The sequence below is a fragment of the Polymorphobacter multimanifer genome (assembly GCF_014205635.1).
Taxonomy (GTDB): domain Bacteria; phylum Pseudomonadota; class Alphaproteobacteria; order Sphingomonadales; family Sphingomonadaceae; genus Sandarakinorhabdus; species Sandarakinorhabdus multimanifer.
On the sequence record NZ_JACIIV010000006.1, the window covers coordinates 148361 to 164792 of the forward strand.

A 16432-nucleotide genomic window follows, 5' to 3' on the forward strand; every position below is an offset into this window, starting at 1 on the left:
CTTGCTTGCGCCATTACAGGTCGAAGACCATCGCCTTGCGGACTGCAGATTACCTCCGCCTGTTCGATCTACGCTATGCCTGAAAGGGCAGATCGGGTCGGATCGAGATAGCTTCGACCGATCCGGGCCGGGGCGCCATTTGCCATGACGGCGCTCCACACGCCGCTGCCCTCGTGCCGCAGGCCTGTCACCAGATCGCGCCGCACGATTGTCGAGCGGTGGATGCGAAGGAACGGGAGCGATCCGAGCTTTGCCGCGATTTCGTCCATTGTCGCGCGCAACAGATGTGACCGGCCGTCAATCTCGATCCGCACATAATCGCGTTCCGCGGTGATGCGTTCGATGGTGCCGAGCGAAATCCGTTTCGGCTCGGACCGCACCGGCACCCAGATGTGATCGTCGACAGGTGTCGTGTCCGTGGTGGCGCGGGCAGCGCGAGCCCGGCCGAGCATGACGACAAAGCGGGCATCGACGATCGGTTTGAGCAGATAGTCGACTGCGCCGACATCGAACGCAGCAAGGGCGTGGCTAACGAAAGCCGTTGTAAAGGCAATGGCTGGCGGGTGCGGTAACCGCGCAATCTCCTGGGCGGCGGCCATGCCGCCCATGCCCGGCATGGCAACGTCCATGAGCACGAGATCGGGCCGCAGCCGGTCGGCGAGCACAATGGCGGCTTCGCCGGTTTCCGCCTCGCCAACGACGGTGACATCGTGTTCCATGCAGATGACGCGGAGCAGGTCGCGTGCCGGTGCTTCGTCATCGACCACAAGGAGCCGCATCGCGCTCATCCGTACGCGGGTATGGTGACAGACGACCGCCACCCCGATTTGGTCGCCGCCGAAGACAAGGTGCCGACGTCGCCATAGCGCGCTGCAAGGCGGCTGCGGACATTTGCCAGACCGATCCCCAGCCCCGGAGCAGGTTTGGGCAGATCGCCGGATGTGGCGCCGTCGTCTTCCACCGTAAGGACAATGTCGTCTTCGCCGCCGCGATGTGCGGCAATCCTGATCCGAACCGGCGTCGATGTGCGCGCAACCCCATATTTGACGGCGTTCTCCACCAACGGCTGCAGGATGAGCGCCGGGACGCGAACGCCATGCAACGACTCCGGGATGTCCCATTCCACATCGAGGCGACTGCCGAACCGGGCTTTTTCGATCGCCAGGTACAGCCGCTGCAACTCGACCTCATCGCCGAGCGGTATGTCCTCGGTCATCTCGGCGCCAAGACCTGCGCGCAGAAAAGCGGCCAGATCGCCGACCATCACGAGCGCCGGCTTTGTTTCACCGCGCGCCACAAGTGATGACAGGGCATTGAGCGCATTGAACAGGAAATGCGGTTCAACCTGAAGCCGCAACATGGCCAGCCGCGCCTCACGCGCATCGGCACGCGATGCGGCAGCGTCGCGTTCAGCTGCGCGCACTTCGCCGACATAGCCGACAGCGAGATAAAAGGCCGCCCAGGCCGCAAAAAAGAAGTACCAGGTCACCAATCCGTCGGCGATTGCGGTCACGATCACTGCGTCGGGATCCCACCGCGCCAGATCCCCCGCAACCGACGGAACCGGAAACCAGCGATAGAATACCATCGTGTTCAAGATCGCGAACAAGGCTGTTGCCGGAACGGCGAATGCAAAGCCAGCAGTCGCCCGCGCCGGCAGCGAACGGCGTTCCAGCCGGGTCAGCGCCAGGTGGATCAGCAGGGTCAGCGCAACCCCGACTGCGACCAGGGCGCTGCGGCGCACCAACATGCCGGCCTGATCGGGCCAACCCATTGCCGCGGCACGGGCGGTGACCAGCACGAGCCAGACCAGCCAGAAACCCCCAGCGGACATGAGGGCGACGCGCAACGGTGTCTGCGACCCCGCATCGATTGTGTTGGCAGGTCCCCGCATGACGCAAGGCTAGCCGATTGCAGCCACTTGAACCAGCGGGGACGCAACGCTCGTCGCTGGGGAACAACGCTGATCGCAACAGGCACGACAGGGGTCCGGCGGATCGGCCAACAGCAATCGACAGATCGGAGAAACCCAATGCACCAGCATGTAAGGACCGCGCTGACTGCCTGTTGTGCCCTGTTGGCAGCGAGTGCTGCCACCGCTGCCCCGCCAGCATTGGAAACGGCCGGGCCGCGTGTGATGGCAGTCGCGCAGGCTGCCCATCTTGGTGCCGAGATTGCAGTGGCGGACCAAAGCGGCGCGATCTTCAACAGTGCAATCGGGCTGGCCGACCGCGAGGCTGGCCGTCCGCACCGCGCCGGCGCCCGCTGGCTGTGGGCCTCGGTGACCAAGCAGGTCACGGCTGTGCTGGTCATGAAACAGGTCGAGCTCGGGCAGATTTCGCTCGACGGCACGATCGCCAGCTATTTGCCTGACTTCGCAGGGCCCGGCGGCGACAAGGTGACGGTGCGTCAGTTGCTCCAGCACACGTCGGGCTTGCCCAACCCCGACGACACGGCGCCAAATGCCAGCGGCGTGCCGGGTTTCTATCTGGAGACAGGGAACAGAATCACCGACGCTGCACGCGCCGCGGGTTTTTGCGGCGAGGCGCCAAAGGCAGCGCCGGGTGCCGGCTTTGCTTACAACAACTGCGATTACCTTGTTCTCGGTGCCATGCTGGAGCGCGTAACCGGCAAGGCTTATGGCGCGCTGGTCGCCCGCGACATTGCAAAGCCGCTCGCGCTGCGATCGCTGGCTTTGTCACGCGATGGCAAGCCGAACGGGGGCATGGCGACCGGTTATACGGTCGGCAGCAAGCGGTATCCGCCGATCAACGTGGCGACCTTCGGTGCCGCCGGGGCATTGACTGGTACCGCGCGCGACCTGATTGCGCTCGACCGCGCCCTGATTGCCGGATCGCTCCTCGGCGCTGCATCGCGCGCGGTGCTCTGGCAGGGCGATCCCAAGCTTGGATACGAGGCGCTGGGCGTCTGGTCATTTCCGGCGCAACTCGGTGGTTGCGCCGCACCTGTCGAGCTTGTGGAGCGTCGCGGCGATGTTGGGGGCATCCAGGTTCGCAACGTGATCGCGCCCGCCCTGGGGCGATCGGTTGTCGTCTTCACCAACGATGACAGCGTGGAATTTGGCGAAGTCTGGCAGGGGCGTGGGCTTTCCTTCGACCTGCTGTCTGCGGCCTTCTGCCCGCCGCTTAAGCCCTGACCCTGCATCGATCCGCCCTCTGCAAAGGATGAAAGCATGACTTGCCGACTTCTCGCATGTGCCATGGCGCTTGCAACTGCCAACCCGGCGCAGGCGCAGGATCATGGCGCCAGCAAACTCAATGGCGAATGGACGCTCGACCTGCGACCAAGCAACGATGCGCCTGCGTACAACAAGTCCATGACGCTCGACATCACTGCGGCCGGCGTCGTTCGCGGGGCGTTCTATGACAACGCGATCGAGGATGGGCGCGCTTTCGACGGCAAGGGGCGTACATGTTTCGCTTTCCACACGTCCGACAACACCGGCCCCTATCAAACATCGGGCTGCCTGGTCGGCGACCGCGTCGAGGGACAGAGCTGGTCCGAAGGCCGCAAGTTCCTGCTGACCTGGACAGCGACGCGGACCCAGTAAGGCAGGAACCAGCCACGACCTGCAGGCAGGGCCGGGCATGGTGTCGCCGCGAAGGCGCGCGGTTGGCCGTTCGAACAGCACATGGCTGTCGACGTCGTCGGGCAGGAACTCAGGCGGTGTCTGGGTCAATGACACAGGTTTTAGTATGTGATCTGAGGAGCCGATCGGTGCCCGTCGACGTCGCGGGCTCCCGAACTGGTTGACGCTCGAACAGGCGAACGGCTATTGCCGCAGTCAACTGGTGTACGGGGCTTGGCCGATTTCATTTCACATCTCACGGTTTCCTTTGGCAGCGACAGGCGTGATCGCCGCGCTGTCGTTCGCCAGCCCGGCGGCAGCCGCAGTCGAAATGCTGATCGGCAGCGTATCGGCAGACGATGGCAACACGGTCGTGGTCGATATCCGCTTCCTCAACACCGATCGCGCATCGGTAGAAATTGCACCACCAGAACAGCTGAATGCGAGCCTTGCGCGGGGCGCTGAGCCGGCCATGGTGGTGTTGGAGCGGATCGGGCCGGGAACAGCAACGGTACCGGCGGGCGGGTTTCTCCAGGTTCGTTATCGTGCGGATCTCCAGACAAAAGCGACCGCTGGGGCAGCGGGTACAGCAACGCTGTCGCTCGCCAACGGCTCCGCCTTTGCCTTTGCGCTGCCTGCCGGCGGCGTTGATATCGCGACTGCGGGTCCCGTGCCTACGACGCCGGGTGAAGTGGCGGAGAGTTTCGCGACGGCGAGCCCCGAGCCCGGCAATGCCTTCATCGGCAATCTTTCGACATATGAGCCGATGTATGCGGTCTATGGCCCCGGCACCAACAGCGCCGCGAAGGTGCAACTGAGCCTGAAGTATCAACTGTTTGGCGTCGCGGGGTCCGCCGACAGGGAGCCGTCATGGCTCGACGGCTTGCACTTTGCCTATACGCAGCGGCTGTTCTGGGACGTGGGCAAGCGATCATCGCCATTTCGCAATGTCGATTACATGCCCGAGCTTGTCTATATATTGCCGAAGCCGCTGAGCATTGGAGACGTTATGGTTGGCGGCCAAGCCGGACTGATGCACCAGTCCAACGGGCGCGACGGTGTCGACTCTCGTAGCCTCAACATGATCTATATTCAGCCGGTGGCGACGATGACGTTGGGCGCCTATCGCGTGTCGGTGGGCCCGCGCCTATGGGCATTCGTTGGTGATCGTGGCGACAATCCCGATATCGGCAGGTTTCGCGGAAACACCGGGTTGTTCGCCGAGATCGGCACCGACGGCGGTCTGCGGGTGACAACCAACACCCGGTTGAATCCCGGCAGCGGCAAGGGCTCCATCGATGTGCTGGCGTCCTATCCCATCAACCGCTTGGTGCCGAAGCTGAACCTCTATGTCTTTGGCCAGGGCTTTGTTGGCTACGGCGAAAATCTGCTCGACTATAATCGCCATCAGACACGGCTCCGCGTAGGGCTGGGGTTTGTGCGCTAGCGCGGATTTCGATCAAGCTGCATCAACCGAGGATACGGCCGATGGCATCCCACAGGCCGTCCCCTTGCGGACACCGCGCGTTGTTTCGAGGATTTCCGCTTTATGCCCAGGCCAGCCCTGGCCAGGATTGTTCAGATGACAACCGCGCAGTACGAAATGGTTGAACTGCTCGGAGCGTTTTCCGCAGAGAAGCTCTACGAAGGTGTGCTTCGGTGAAAGCAATTTGGATTGACCGACGCCGGCTTCTTGCCGGAGCCGCCTCGCTGGCAGCAGCGCCGGTTCTTGCAGCCGAACCGGCGCGCGACATCGCTTATGGTCAGGACTTCGACGAGTTGTGGCGCACCCTCGGTGAGCGATATTGCTTCTTCGGGAACAAGGCCACCAATTGGGTGCGGGTACGCGAACTCTACCGGCCTGAAGCGATCGCTGCGACTTCTCCCGAAGATCTGAGCCGCGTCTTGGCAAAGGTTCTGGCGGAACTTTACGATGCGCATACCCATCTTGCCGATCCACCTGCTGGCACGCCGCGGTTCCCGCCGTTTGATCTTGTCGTTGAGCCCGACGGGATGATGGGTGTTGTATTGTCGGTAGCGGAGCATTCGGCCGCGCAGCAGGCGGGCCTTCGCGTCGGTGACGCGATCACCCATGTCGAGGGGGTGCCTGTTCCGCGCGCCGCTGCCGAACGCATGCCGCGATGCCTGACTCGTGCCGATCCAGCTGCAAACACCTATGCCTGGAACGGCGCACTTGCCGGCCGGCGCGGACAACCGCGGCGTTTGACCCTCAAAGGAGGCGGCGAGCTGCTTTTGCCGCTGGTGCAGGGGGCGGATGAGCAGCCGCTCGCGTGGCGCCGCCTCCACGATGGGCTGGGGATGATCCGCATCGGGTCCTTTGCAGATGAGGCGACAGTTGCGGCGTTCGATGCTGGCATGATGGCCTTGCGCTATACGCGCGGTCTCATCATCGACGTGCGCGCCAACGGCGGAGGCGATACGGCGGTCGCGCGCCCGATCATGGGCCGGTTTACCGAAAGCACCCGACCCTATGCGCGCATGCGTCGGCGCGATGGAGCCGGGCTCGGCGCCTTCTGGACAGAAGTCGTCGAGCCGCGCGGACCGTTCACCTACTCCAACCCGGTGGTGGTGCTGTGCGACCGCTGGTCGGCAAGCATGGCCGAAGGCTTTCCGATGGGAATGAAGGCCATCTGCGGCGCCCGTATCGTGGGGCAGCCGATGATGGGCCTTGGCGCGGCCGTCTTTCGGCTGCGGCTCGACCGAAGCGGCATCGAGGTGCAATATTCGGCCGAGCCGGTGTACGACGTTCATGATCGACCCCGGTCGGACCTGCGGCCCGACCTGCTGGTGCCCGATGGCGGCGACGTGCTCGCGGCAGGCTCCGCACTGCTCCGGCAGCTTGCGGGATGACCTGAGCAAGCTGCGGCCAAACGCCTGGTTCCCCGACACGGCGTCTGGGCCGCGCGACGCTTCAGGGCTCGGCACCTGGCGCGCAAGCGGCGATGACGGCATTGCCCGTTGCCGCTCGCAGCGCCGCAATGCCGCTGTCGAAGTGGCGGCTGGGGTGGACGCGGTTGGTGAGCAGCGTCCAGGCGATGCCGAGCGTGAAATCGATCCAGAGCCCGGTGCCGGTGAAGCCGGTATGGCCGATGGTTTCGGCCGAGCAGGCCGCACCGCCCGGCCAGCCGTCATGCTTGCGTTCCCATCCGCAGCTGCGGTTTCCGGCGACCGGGGTTCGGATGGCATCGAGCATGGCGGGCGACGCCCCCGATCCGTCGAGCAGGCCTGCCGCAAAGTCCAGCACGCCGCCGACTGTGCCAAACAGCCCGGCATGGCCGGTGCGTCCACCCAGCGCAAAGGCGTTCTCGTCGTGCACTTCGCCCTTGAGCACGCGTCCCCGCCACCGACAGTGTTCGGTGGCGACGGCGGGGCCTGGTGGTGGACCCCAGCTCAGTCCCGGTGGCAAGGATCGGCCATCGAGCGGGCCACCGGTGAGGCGCTCGATGGCGATGCCGAGCAGCAGGAAGTTGATGTCCGAATAGACCGGCGGCCCGGACCGCCACTCGCGCTGCAGGATGAAGGCCCGCAACCGATCGGGGTCGTCGCCATAGGTGTAGATCGGCTCGACCGCGGGGAGGTGGGTGCGATGGGCGAGGCAATCGCGAAAGGTCAGCCGGCGCTCGGCGGCGCCGACGATATCATATTGGCGAAGATCGGGAATGGCATCGGTGAGCGGCCGGTCGAGATCGAGGCGACCTTCATCGGCGAGCTGCAGGATCATCGTCGTGGTGGCGATGACCTTGGTGAGGGACGCCAGATCGAACCAGTGCTCGAGCGTGAGCGCCTCGGCGACCGGTTCGCGCTGTGCAAGGCCTGCCAGGCGCGTCGCCCGCCGGCCATCGGCCATGACCACGCCGAGAATGGCGCAAGGGATGCGCCCCGCCGCAACCGCCTCGCGGGCAGCGCCGAAGCCGGCGTCGGCGATTTGCTCGATCATGCGGCAACGTCCGATGGCCGTGGCCGAACTCGCGCGATGACTGGGAGGAACAGCAGGGCCGCAAGGCTCAGCCCTCCCGAAAGCAGGAAGAAGCTGTCATAGCCGATTGTCTCGACGATGCTGCCGCCCGCACCCGAGAGCAGCCGCGGCAGCATGAAGGCCCAGCCCGACAGAAAGGCATATTGGGCGCCGGGAAAGCGCGGATTGACGAGCGTCGAAAGGTACACAACGAAGATTGCGCCGGCCATGCCGTTGCCGAACTGGTCGGCGCCGGTGGCGATGTAGAGCATCGCCTCGTCGAGCGGCTGACCTGCCAGCCAGACAAAGCCGAAATTGCCGACGGCGGCGGCCACGGCGCCGATCGCCAGCGTGCTCACCAGCGGTCGCCGGATCACCAGCCAGCCACCGACTGCGACTCCCACCATGCTCGCTGCCAGGGCGACAAGGCCGTCGGCGCGGCCGATCGCGGCGAGGGTGTAGCCGAGATCGCGGATCATCGGCTTCGACAGGTTGAGCGCCAGCACATCGCCCATCCGGTAGAGCGAGACGAACCCCATCAGCACGATCGCGCCAAAGCCGTAGCGCCAGAAGAAATCGACGTAGGGGCCGAGGGCCGTCGACCGGCGCAGCGCCGATTGCGGCCCCGCGCGGCGAATGCGCGGCAGGGCCAACGCCATTGCAATAAAGGGCAGCATGGCGATGGCGAGCACCCAGGGGGTGACATTCGCCTCGGAATCGATCCCAAGGCCCCCCGCCGCGCCGAGCACGACCCAGCCGACCGCAGCGGTGACGAGTGCTGTCACGGCGATGATGCCCGACGACGCGACCAGCCCGGTCAACAGCGCAGCACCCCGCCCGCGTGTTTCCGGTTGTTCGGGTGCAGTGGCGAGGAGCAGCGGAAACGGCAACAGCGCTGCGGTTGCCACCAGCAGATAGGCCGCCGTCCAGCCGGCGGCATCGGCAATGAGGAGCGCGCCGCTGCCCGCCGCCACCATCGCCGAGCGATAGCCCCAGAGGTTGGCCGCGACGACCGGCCCTTGCGCGGCCTGAGTCGGCGCCAGCTCGATGCGCCATGCGTCCGAAGCGACTTCGAGCGTCGTCGTCCAGAAGGCGAGGAGCACCGCGAACAATGCCGTGACTCCGAGGCTCGCATCGTCCGCGGTCAACGCCATGGCGATGAGCGAGGCGCCGATGCCGAGCTGCGAGAGCAGCACCCAGCCACGGCGCTTGCCCCAGAAGCGCGCGAAACCCGGGACGTCGTGGCGGTCGAGCAGCGGCGCCCAGAGGAACTTGAGTGTCGGCAGCAGTTGCACCCAGGCAAAGAAGCCGATGACCACGAGCGCCACGCCATGCGCCTGCAGCCGCAACACCAGCACGGTCGAGAACATGTAGAAGGGCAGCCCGGCCGAAAAGCCGAGCATGCCGAACAGCGCCAGCCGCGCGCGGCCAAGGCCCGCCGCCGGGGCGAGGTCGATCCGGCCCGGCAGCGCGTCGAGTGCGGTCATCGCCCCCGGGTCCGCCACTGCCGGTGCTGCGCCGTTCGCGATCAGCGCAGCTGGACGCGGACGCCGACGCGGAAGGCGCGCCCGAGCAGATCGGAATAGGTGCTGTTTGCCGCCAGCCCGGTCTCGGGGAGGAGCAGCGGCTCGCGATCGAACAGGTTGGTGATGTTGAGGAAGAGCTGGGCTTCGGTGCGGTTGACGGTGATCGTCTTGCTCAGGTTGAGATCGGCGTAAAACAGGCCCGACACCCGGTTGACATCATAGGTGAAGAAGTTGGGGTCGTTGGCGGGGCAGGCGGTCGAGCATTCGATACCGTTGGCAACATATTTGCCCGAACTTACCCCGCGGCCGACTGCGGTGATCGAGAAGCCGGGCGTATCGTAGCTGGCGCTGGCGCGGAACAGCCATGTCGGTGTGCTGCCCTGGCCACCGTTGACGCCGACCGAGTTGAGCACGACCGTACCGGGCACGCCGCTGTCGAAAAGGTTGTCGATGTAGCGGCTGGCAATTCCGCGCAGCGTGAAGCTGCCTTCGGCGGCGCCGAAGATCTGGTTGAGCGGAATGCGGTAGCTGCCGTCGATATCGACCCCGCGCACCAGCTGGCTTGCGGCGTTGAAGGGCTGGCTGCGGATGAGCAGATAGGGCTGGCCGGGGGTGGAGCGGACCGCGTCGGTGGTGATCGCATCGCAGAAGCCCTGCTGATTCTGCAGGAAGCAGAGGTCGGCGATCGTTTGTGCGCTGAAGGTGCTGATCGCCTGATCGAGCTCGATACGGAAATAATCGACCGAAAGGTTGAAGCCGGGGAGGAAGCGCGGTGACAGCACCACGCCGGCGTTCCAGGAATTCGCCCGCTCGGGACGGAGGTTGGGATTGCCGGTGACGAAGCCCGAATAGGCATAGGTTGCCGGGCCATTGGCGCCATTGGCGGTGAAGATCGGGTTGCGGATCGAATCGCTGTTTGCCGAGCCGCCCTGGAAGAGATCGTTGAGGTTGGGGGCCCGAATATCGCGGGAGCGGGTGACGCGCAGGCGGATATCGTCGATCGGCTGCCAGGTGCCACCGACCTTCCACGTCGTTACATAGCCGGCGGTCGAATAGTCGGTGGCGCGCACCGCGCCATTGAATTCGAGCCCGAAGCCAAGCGGCACGACGGTTTCCAGATAGGCTTCCTTCACATTGTACCTGCCGTTGGTCGGCAGGAAGTTGCCGACCGACCAGACATTGGTCGTGCCCGGTCGGCCATTGGCGTCGATGGTGGCGATCGGCTGGAACTCCTGCGGCACGAATCCGCGAATGCGCTCCTCGCGATATTCTGCACCCACGGCGATGCTCACATCCCCGGCCCAGGTGGCGAACGGCGTGAACGACAGGTTGGCGGCGGCATTGTACTGCTCGACGACTTCATCGCGATACGGATCGCCGAGCACATAGCCGGCGACCGCCGGATTGACGACGCCGATGCCGAGCCGGTTGAGCGGCACGCAAGCCGGATCGTTGTTGGCCGGGTTGGGGTCCACATTGATCAGGCACTGGATCGACCCGGCCGCATAGCCGCCGGCGTTGCCCGCCGGCGCGAAGGCCGCGGCCGTGGCGTTGGCAATGCGCGGGTTGTTCATGATGTTGCGCAGCTGCTCGCGCAGGTCCGCCCGGCCGTATTGGCCATAGACGTTCCAGGCGGCGCGCTTGCCGAACAGCGTGAAATCGCCTTCGCCACCGATCGCATAGCGCTGCACCTCGCGCCGGTTGTCCGCCACGCGGGGCGGCAGGTCGACCGCGGTGGTGGCTACGGTGACGGTGGTGATGCCGGCGAGCTGTGCGGGGCCAAGCGTGTTGTAGAGAAAGGCGTTGCAGGTGAGCGGGGCAGCCGCCGCGGTGGCGGCGGTGCCGCAGCCGGTCGCGGTCAGGTTGATGCCGGTCGAAAGGTTGGGGCCGGCGTTGAAGAAGATCGACTGGCGGTTGTACGCGGCCTCGGCGAACAGCGTGACGCCATCGGCGACATCATAGCTTAGCCGGCCGAACACGCCGTGGCGATCATCCTCGGGATCGAGCCCGATGCGCCGTCCGGAATCATTGACCTGCCAGTCCCCGCCCTGGGTGAGCGTGGGAGGGGCCGCCCCGGTCGGCGAGGGGAAGGTGAGCGAGCCATATTGATACTGGTTGATCGCCCCGCCATTGCCGAAATAGAGGCCGCGCAGCCGGTTGGCGACGCCGCCCGCCGAGCCGGTGACGAGCCCGCCCGGGGTGGAGTTGGCAGCACCCACCTGGCGGCGGATGAGGAAGCGCGGCGTGGTGCTCGACGTGGTCCATGCCGGGTCCTGGATGCGGACAAAGCCGGTGGCGTTCCAGTCCCGATCGATCGAGAAGATTCCGTCACGGTGCGCGAGCTCGGCGCTAACGAGAATATGGCCACGGCCGCCGGCAAAGGCCAGCCCGCCGGCCACGCCGAACGAGTAGTTGTAGCCATCGCCCTCGCCGGTGATGCCGTTGTCGGCGGTGAACTTGAGGCCTTCATAGCGCTTGTCGAGAACGAAGTTGACGACGCCGGCGACCGCGTCCGAGCCATAGGCCGATGATGCGCCGCCGGTGACGACCTCGACGCTCTTCACCAGCGACTGCGGGATGGTGTTGACGTCGACGAGCCCGGTGACGGTCGACCCGACCGAGCGGCGTCCATCGAGCAGCACCAGCGTGCGCTCGGCGCCGAGGTTGCGCAGGTTGAGCGCGTTGATGCCGGCCTGCCCGCTCGAAAGGTTGAGGCGCGAGTTGGACGGGCGGGTCGATCCGGCAAGGGCCGGCAGCTGGTTGACGAAATCGGCGATGTTGTTGCTCGGTGAACTGTTCTGGATGTCTTCGAGGCTCAGCACGGTCAGGGGTGTCGGGGCCTGGAAGCCGTCGCGCACGATGCGCGTGCCGGTGACGATCAGCCCTTCCTCGCGCGCACTTGAGGTTTCGGCCGTTGTAGTCGGTGTCGTCTGGGCATGGGCGACGGCCGGCATGAGCAGCGCGACGGCGATGGCCGCCACGCTCGCCTGCCCGATGAAATTGTTACGCTGCGTCCTGATACCGGTGTCGTTCATTTGGTCAAACCCCGTTCGCCCGCACCAGATCGCGGGCAGTTGTCGCAATGCCGATGCGCATCCCCGACCAATATGCTGCCGGGCGGCACGGCGACGCGTCAAGCGGCAAACCGCGGTCCGGTCGACTGGCCTCACGATTTCGATGCACAGCATCCCAACTGCAACACATTGGGCTGCAACGGGATTGCGCAGCCTCGGGCTGCCGCATAGGTTCGCAGCGCAACCGGGCGGGCAGGGAGAATGGCATGAAGCTCGACCGTCGTGCCTTTCTCGGCGGCACAGCTGCGCTGGCCACCACCGCCGCGGTGGGTTGCGCGCCGGCCGCCGGCTTCAAAGGGATACCGCCAGCGTCGGCAGGCTTTGCCGCTGGTCCGGTCGAGATCATCGACGACAGCGCCGGCATTCCGCACATCCGCGCCGCCAGCAAGGCGGATGCCTTTTATGGCCAGGGCTATGTCGTCGCCCGCGACCGGCTGTTTCAGCTCGATCTCGGCCATCGTCGCAACATGGGACGGCTGGCGGAGGCGTTCGGTCCAGCCTTCATGGTCCATGATCATGCCGAACGGCTGTTCCACTATCGCGGCGATCTCGACGCCGAGCTCGCGGCCCTCCCCGCCGAAGTGCTTGCCTGCGCGCGCGGCTATTGCGCCGGGATCAACGCGCGGCTCGATGAGGTGGCCGGCGATCCATCGCTGCTGCCGGCCGAATATCGCATCCTCGGCAGCACCCCGCTGCGCTGGGATGTGCGCGACTTCGTGCTCGCGCGCGGTGCAAGCATCGGCAATGTCGATGACGAGATCCGCCGCGCCGGGCTTGCCGCCCTCGGCCGGCTCGATCTCGATGCGCTGGTCGCCCCGCTGCGCCCGGCGTGGACGCTGCGCGTGCCTGCGGGCCTCGATGTGGCAGCGATTTCCAGGGCGGATCTCGGCATTCTCGGCGAGGCTGCCGTGCCGCTGCCGTTCGGCACCACCCCGTCCCCGGTCCGTGATCCGGCGGCACCGCGCAGCGAGGCGGGGTCGAACGCCTGGACGATCGCACCGCAACGGTCCGCCACCGGCCGGCCGATCCTCGCCAATGATCCGCACCTCGGCATCGGGGGCGCCGCCCCGCGCCATGTCGCGCATCTCAGCGCCCCCGGCCTCGATGTCATCGGCGGCGGCGCGCCCGGGCTTCCAGGCATCATGCAGGGGCACACCGATCGCTTCGCCTTTGGCCGCACCAACTCGCACAACGACCAGACCGACTTGTTCATTCTGGCCCTCGATCCCGCCGATCCCGAGCGCTACCGCCACGCCGGTGGCTGGAAGCGCTTCGAGACGGTGGAGGAGCTGATCCCGGTCAAGGGCGATGCGCCCCGCCGCGTCGTCATCCGCTATTCGGTGCACGGGCCGGTGCTGCGCCATGATCCCGCCGCCGGCCGCGCAACGGCGATGAGCAGCATCACCATGCTGCCCGGATGCATGGGCAGTTTCGCGATGATCGCGATCAATCTGGCGCACGACTGGGCGAGCCTGGCGCAAGCGTTCCGCTGGCATCCGTCGCCGACCAACTTCCATTATGCCGATACGGACGGCAACCATGGCTGGCAGGTGATCGGCATCGCGCCCTTGCGCAGCGGCGGCCATGATGGCCTGCTGCCGGCCCCCGGCGATGGCCGTTTCGATTGGCGCGGTCGGATCGATGCGCGCCAGCTGCCGCGGGCGCTCAACCCCGCCAAGGGGTGGTTTGCCTCGGCCAACCAGAACAATCTTCCCGACGATTATCCGATGCAGGCGCGGCCGCTCGCCTTCTCCTTCCGCGAACCGTATCGCTATGAGTGCATCGCGTCGGTGCTCTCCGCCCAGCCGCGCCACAGCCTGGCGGACAGCGCGGCCTTGCAGCAGGATTTCGTGTCGACGCCGGCGCGCGAGCTCGTGGCACTGCTGCCGGCGACGCCGTCCGCCGCCGCAAAGCCGGCGGCCGTGCTGCTGCGGGGGTGGGACGGGGTCCTCGGCCCCGAGAGTGGCGCAGCCGCGCTGTTCCGCATCCTGTGGGCCGATCTCGGCAGGCGCGTCCTTGAAGCGGTTGTTCCCACCGAGGCGCGCGCGCTGGTGCCGAGCATCGCAGCGGGCGAGCTGATCCGGCTGCTCGGATCTCCCGATGCCCGCTTCGGCGCCGACCCGGCGGCGGTCCGTGACCGGCTGTTCGATGCGAGCCTTGCTGCCGCCTGGGACGAGGCTGTGAAACTGATGGGTGCGGACCCTGCCGCATGGCGCTGGGACACGCTTCACAAGGTGCGCATCAGCCATCCGCTGGCGCGGCTGCCCGAAATTGCCGCGGCATTCCCTGCAATAGAGGGCAGCGGCTCGGGCGGCGACAATTTCACCGTCAACGCGCGCTGGGTGCCGCGGCGCGGCTATGGCGTCTCGGGGGGTGCCAGCTATCTGCAAGTCATCGATGTCGGCAACTGGGACGCCAGCGTGTATCTCAACCTGCCGGGGCAATCGGCCGATCCGAAATCCCCGCATCACGCCGACCATTATGCGCCGTGGATCTCGGGTGCCATGCAGCCGCTGCCGTTCAGCAAGCCCGCGGTCGATGCCGCCGCGCGGCGCAGGACAGTGCTGGTGCCGAAGGTGCCGGCATGATTGCCCGGTTGCTCGGGGTGGCACTGCTGGTGTCGGCGCAGCCTGCCGCTGCGACCGATGTCGTCATTCGTGGCGGCACGCTCTACACCGGCGGCACCGAGGCGCCGGTGACGGGCGATGTCGAGATCAGCGGGGACCGGATCAGTTATGTCGGGCCGTCGCGCGGCACCCGCGCCAAACGGATCATCGATGCGCGCGGCAGGATCGTGGCACCAGGCTTCATCGATCCGCACACGCATCCCGACACCTATATCCGCAGCAAGGATGCCGCCGCCCGCACCAACCTGCCCTGGCTGGCGCAGGGGGTGTCGACGATCATCACCGGCGGCGACGGCTATGGCACGCCCGATGTCGCGGCCGATTCAGCGCTGCTGCAGGCCGGCGGGGTGGGCACCAATTTCGCCCCGCTCATCGGCTTCGGCGCGGTGCGGGCGCGCGTGCTCGGGCAGGATGACCGGCCGCCGACGCCGGCCGAGCTTGCCGCCGAAAAGGCGCTCGTCGCCAAGGCGATGTGCGAAGGTGCGCTGGGGCTTTCCACCGGGCTTTTCTACGCCCCGCAGAGCTTCGCCCGCACCGATGAGGTGATCGCCGTTGCCGCCGAGGCCGGCCGCCGGGGCGGGCTCTATGACACCCACCAGCGCGACGAATCGAGCTACACCATCGGCCTGCTCGCCTCGACCCGCGAGGCCATCGCCATCGGCCGTGCGGCCAGGATGCCGGTGCATCTCTCGCATCTCAAGGCGCTTGGCGTCGATGTGCATGGCCAGGCGCCGCAGCTGATCGCCGAGATCGCCGCGGCGCGCCGCGAGGGGATCGACGTCACTGCCGACCAATATCCATGGAACGCCTCGGGATCGAGCCTCGATGCGTCGCTGCTGCCGCGCTGGGCGGTCGATGGCGGTTACCAGGCTCTGCTCGGCCGGCTGGACGACCCCGCGACCCTCAACCGCATCAAGGCCGAGATGGCCGAGAATTTGCGCAGGCGGGGTGGCGCCGCCAGCCTGCTCCTCACCAGCGCCGGCCAGCTGTGGACGGGCAGGACGCTCGCCGACATGGCGCTGCGCTGGAACACCGGCGCCGTCGATGCAGCGCTGCGGATCATCCGCACCCCGGATGCGGACGGGCGCGGCCCGCGCGCCACCGGCGTCGCGTCGTTCAACATGGCCGACCGGGATATCGACCTGATCATGCGCCAGCCCTGGGTCGTCACCGGCTCGGACGGGTCGGACGGTCACCCCCGACAGTTTGCGACGTTTCCGCGCCTTTATGCCGAATATGTGCGCAAGCGCCGGGTGATCGACCTGGCCACGATGATCCGCCGCTCGACGGGTGCGGTGGCGGACATTTATCGCATCGCGCAGCGCGGCTATCTGCGCCCGGGTTTCTTCGCCGATGTCGTCGTCTTCGATCCGGCGCGCTATGCGCCGGTGGCCGATTATGTGAACCCGCGCCGGCCCGCGGTCGGCGTCGACGCGCTGTTCGTCAACGGCGTGCTGGCACTGGCCGGCGGCAAGGCGACCGGCGCACTGCCGGGCCGTGCGCTGCTCCGACCGACTCCGGCGGAATGCCCCCCCCCGATTGATATGGCGACTGTATTGGCGGTCAAGCTGGTTTTTGCCATCGGGTGCTGGATTTGAGGATGGCGTTGGCGGCGACGACGAGTTTGCGGGCGACCGCGA

Annotated in this window: 11 protein-coding genes; 6 read left to right on the plus strand and 5 right to left on the minus strand. The window is 66.6% G+C overall.

Annotated elements, in window-relative coordinates; genetic code table 11:
• Window positions 1-68: 68 nt before the first annotated feature.
• Entirely contained in the window at window positions 69-779 is a 711-nt protein-coding gene (locus tag FHS79_RS05310) for a LytR/AlgR family response regulator transcription factor (RefSeq protein WP_184196474.1), read from the minus strand.
• A gap of 5 nt (window positions 780-784) precedes the next feature.
• The gene (locus FHS79_RS05315; protein WP_184196476.1) at window positions 785-1834 is read right to left on the minus strand and encodes a sensor histidine kinase; all 1050 of its coding nucleotides are present in this window, start codon (window positions 1832-1834) and stop codon (window positions 785-787) included.
• A 303-nt stretch (window positions 1835-2137) separates the two neighbouring features.
• Between FHS79_RS05315 and FHS79_RS05320 the strand changes: the two genes are divergently transcribed.
• The 4 genes from FHS79_RS05320 to FHS79_RS05335 all read left to right on the plus strand — a co-directional run bounded on the left by FHS79_RS05320 (window position 2138) and on the right by FHS79_RS05335 (window position 6460).
• On the plus strand, window positions 2138-3157 hold the full coding sequence (locus tag FHS79_RS05320) for a serine hydrolase domain-containing protein (RefSeq protein ID WP_184196478.1): 1020 nt from the start codon (window positions 2138-2140) through the stop codon (window positions 3155-3157).
• 63 nt (window positions 3158-3220) lie between these two features.
• A complete protein-coding gene (locus FHS79_RS05325) occupies window positions 3221-3571 on the plus strand; it encodes a hypothetical protein (RefSeq protein ID WP_184196480.1) in 351 nt (116 codons plus the stop codon).
• 301 nt (window positions 3572-3872) lie between these two features.
• Window positions 3873-5036 (plus strand): phospholipase A, encoded by a 1164-nt coding sequence (locus tag FHS79_RS05330; protein WP_341534416.1) that lies wholly within the window; start codon window positions 3873-3875, stop codon window positions 5034-5036.
• A gap of 212 nt (window positions 5037-5248) precedes the next feature.
• A complete protein-coding gene (locus FHS79_RS05335) occupies window positions 5249-6460 on the plus strand; it encodes a S41 family peptidase (RefSeq protein ID WP_184196482.1) in 1212 nt (403 codons plus the stop codon).
• Window positions 6461-6521: 61 nt separating this feature from the next.
• Here FHS79_RS05335 and FHS79_RS05340 read toward each other — a convergent pair whose 3' ends face one another.
• From FHS79_RS05340 to FHS79_RS05350, 3 genes are read right to left on the minus strand one after another with little or no spacing between them, the layout of a single operon-like run.
• Window positions 6522-7547 carry a serine hydrolase domain-containing protein gene (locus tag FHS79_RS05340; RefSeq protein WP_184196484.1) on the minus strand — a complete coding sequence of 342 codons (1026 nt, stop codon included), beginning with the start codon at window positions 7545-7547 and terminating at the stop codon, window positions 6522-6524.
• Window positions 7544-9052, minus strand: coding sequence for an MFS transporter (locus FHS79_RS05345; protein ID WP_243452674.1), 1509 nt, complete (start codon window positions 9050-9052; stop codon window positions 7544-7546). The genes FHS79_RS05340 and FHS79_RS05345 overlap by 4 nt, the downstream gene beginning before the upstream one ends.
• 41 nt (window positions 9053-9093) lie before the next feature.
• Window positions 9094-12126, minus strand: a complete 3033-nt coding sequence (locus tag FHS79_RS05350; protein ID WP_184196486.1) for a TonB-dependent receptor domain-containing protein — start codon at window positions 12124-12126, stop codon at window positions 9094-9096.
• Between the two features lie 245 nt (window positions 12127-12371).
• On the opposite strand from FHS79_RS05350, the gene FHS79_RS05355 reads away from it, so the two are divergent.
• Together FHS79_RS05355 and FHS79_RS05360 are read left to right on the plus strand one after the other, a co-directional pair.
• The gene (locus FHS79_RS05355; protein WP_184196488.1) at window positions 12372-14753 is read left to right on the plus strand and encodes a penicillin acylase family protein; all 2382 of its coding nucleotides are present in this window, start codon (window positions 12372-12374) and stop codon (window positions 14751-14753) included.
• Complete coding sequence (locus FHS79_RS05360) at window positions 14750-16390, plus strand: N-acyl-D-amino-acid deacylase family protein (RefSeq protein ID WP_184196490.1); 1641 nt, start codon at window positions 14750-14752, stop codon at window positions 16388-16390. The genes FHS79_RS05355 and FHS79_RS05360 overlap by 4 nt, the downstream gene beginning before the upstream one ends.
• Window positions 16391-16432: the final 42 nt, after the last annotated feature.

Bases quoted from the DNA above. Each gene is read 5' to 3' on its own strand.
- FHS79_RS05310 (WP_184196474.1), bottom strand. From the start codon at position 779: ATGCGGCTCCTTGTGGTCGATGACGAAGCACCGGCACGCGACCTGCTC.
- FHS79_RS05315 (WP_184196476.1), bottom strand. From the start codon at position 1,834: ATGTCCGCTGGGGGTTTCTGGCTGGTCTGGCTCGTGCTGGTCACCGCC.
- FHS79_RS05320 (WP_184196478.1), top strand. From the start codon at position 2,138: ATGGCAGTCGCGCAGGCTGCCCATCTTGGTGCCGAGATTGCAGTGGCG.
- FHS79_RS05325 (WP_184196480.1), top strand. From the start codon at position 3,221: ATGGCGCTTGCAACTGCCAACCCGGCGCAGGCGCAGGATCATGGCGCC.
- FHS79_RS05340 (WP_184196484.1), bottom strand. From the start codon at position 7,547: ATGATCGAGCAAATCGCCGACGCCGGCTTCGGCGCTGCCCGCGAGGCG.
- FHS79_RS05345 (WP_243452674.1), bottom strand. From the start codon at position 9,052: ATGACCGCACTCGACGCGCTGCCGGGCCGGATCGACCTCGCCCCGGCG.
- FHS79_RS05350 (WP_184196486.1), bottom strand. From the start codon at position 12,126: ATGAACGACACCGGTATCAGGACGCAGCGTAACAATTTCATCGGGCAG.
- FHS79_RS05355 (WP_184196488.1), top strand. From the start codon at position 12,372: ATGAAGCTCGACCGTCGTGCCTTTCTCGGCGGCACAGCTGCGCTGGCC.
- FHS79_RS05360 (WP_184196490.1), top strand. From the start codon at position 14,750: ATGATTGCCCGGTTGCTCGGGGTGGCACTGCTGGTGTCGGCGCAGCCT.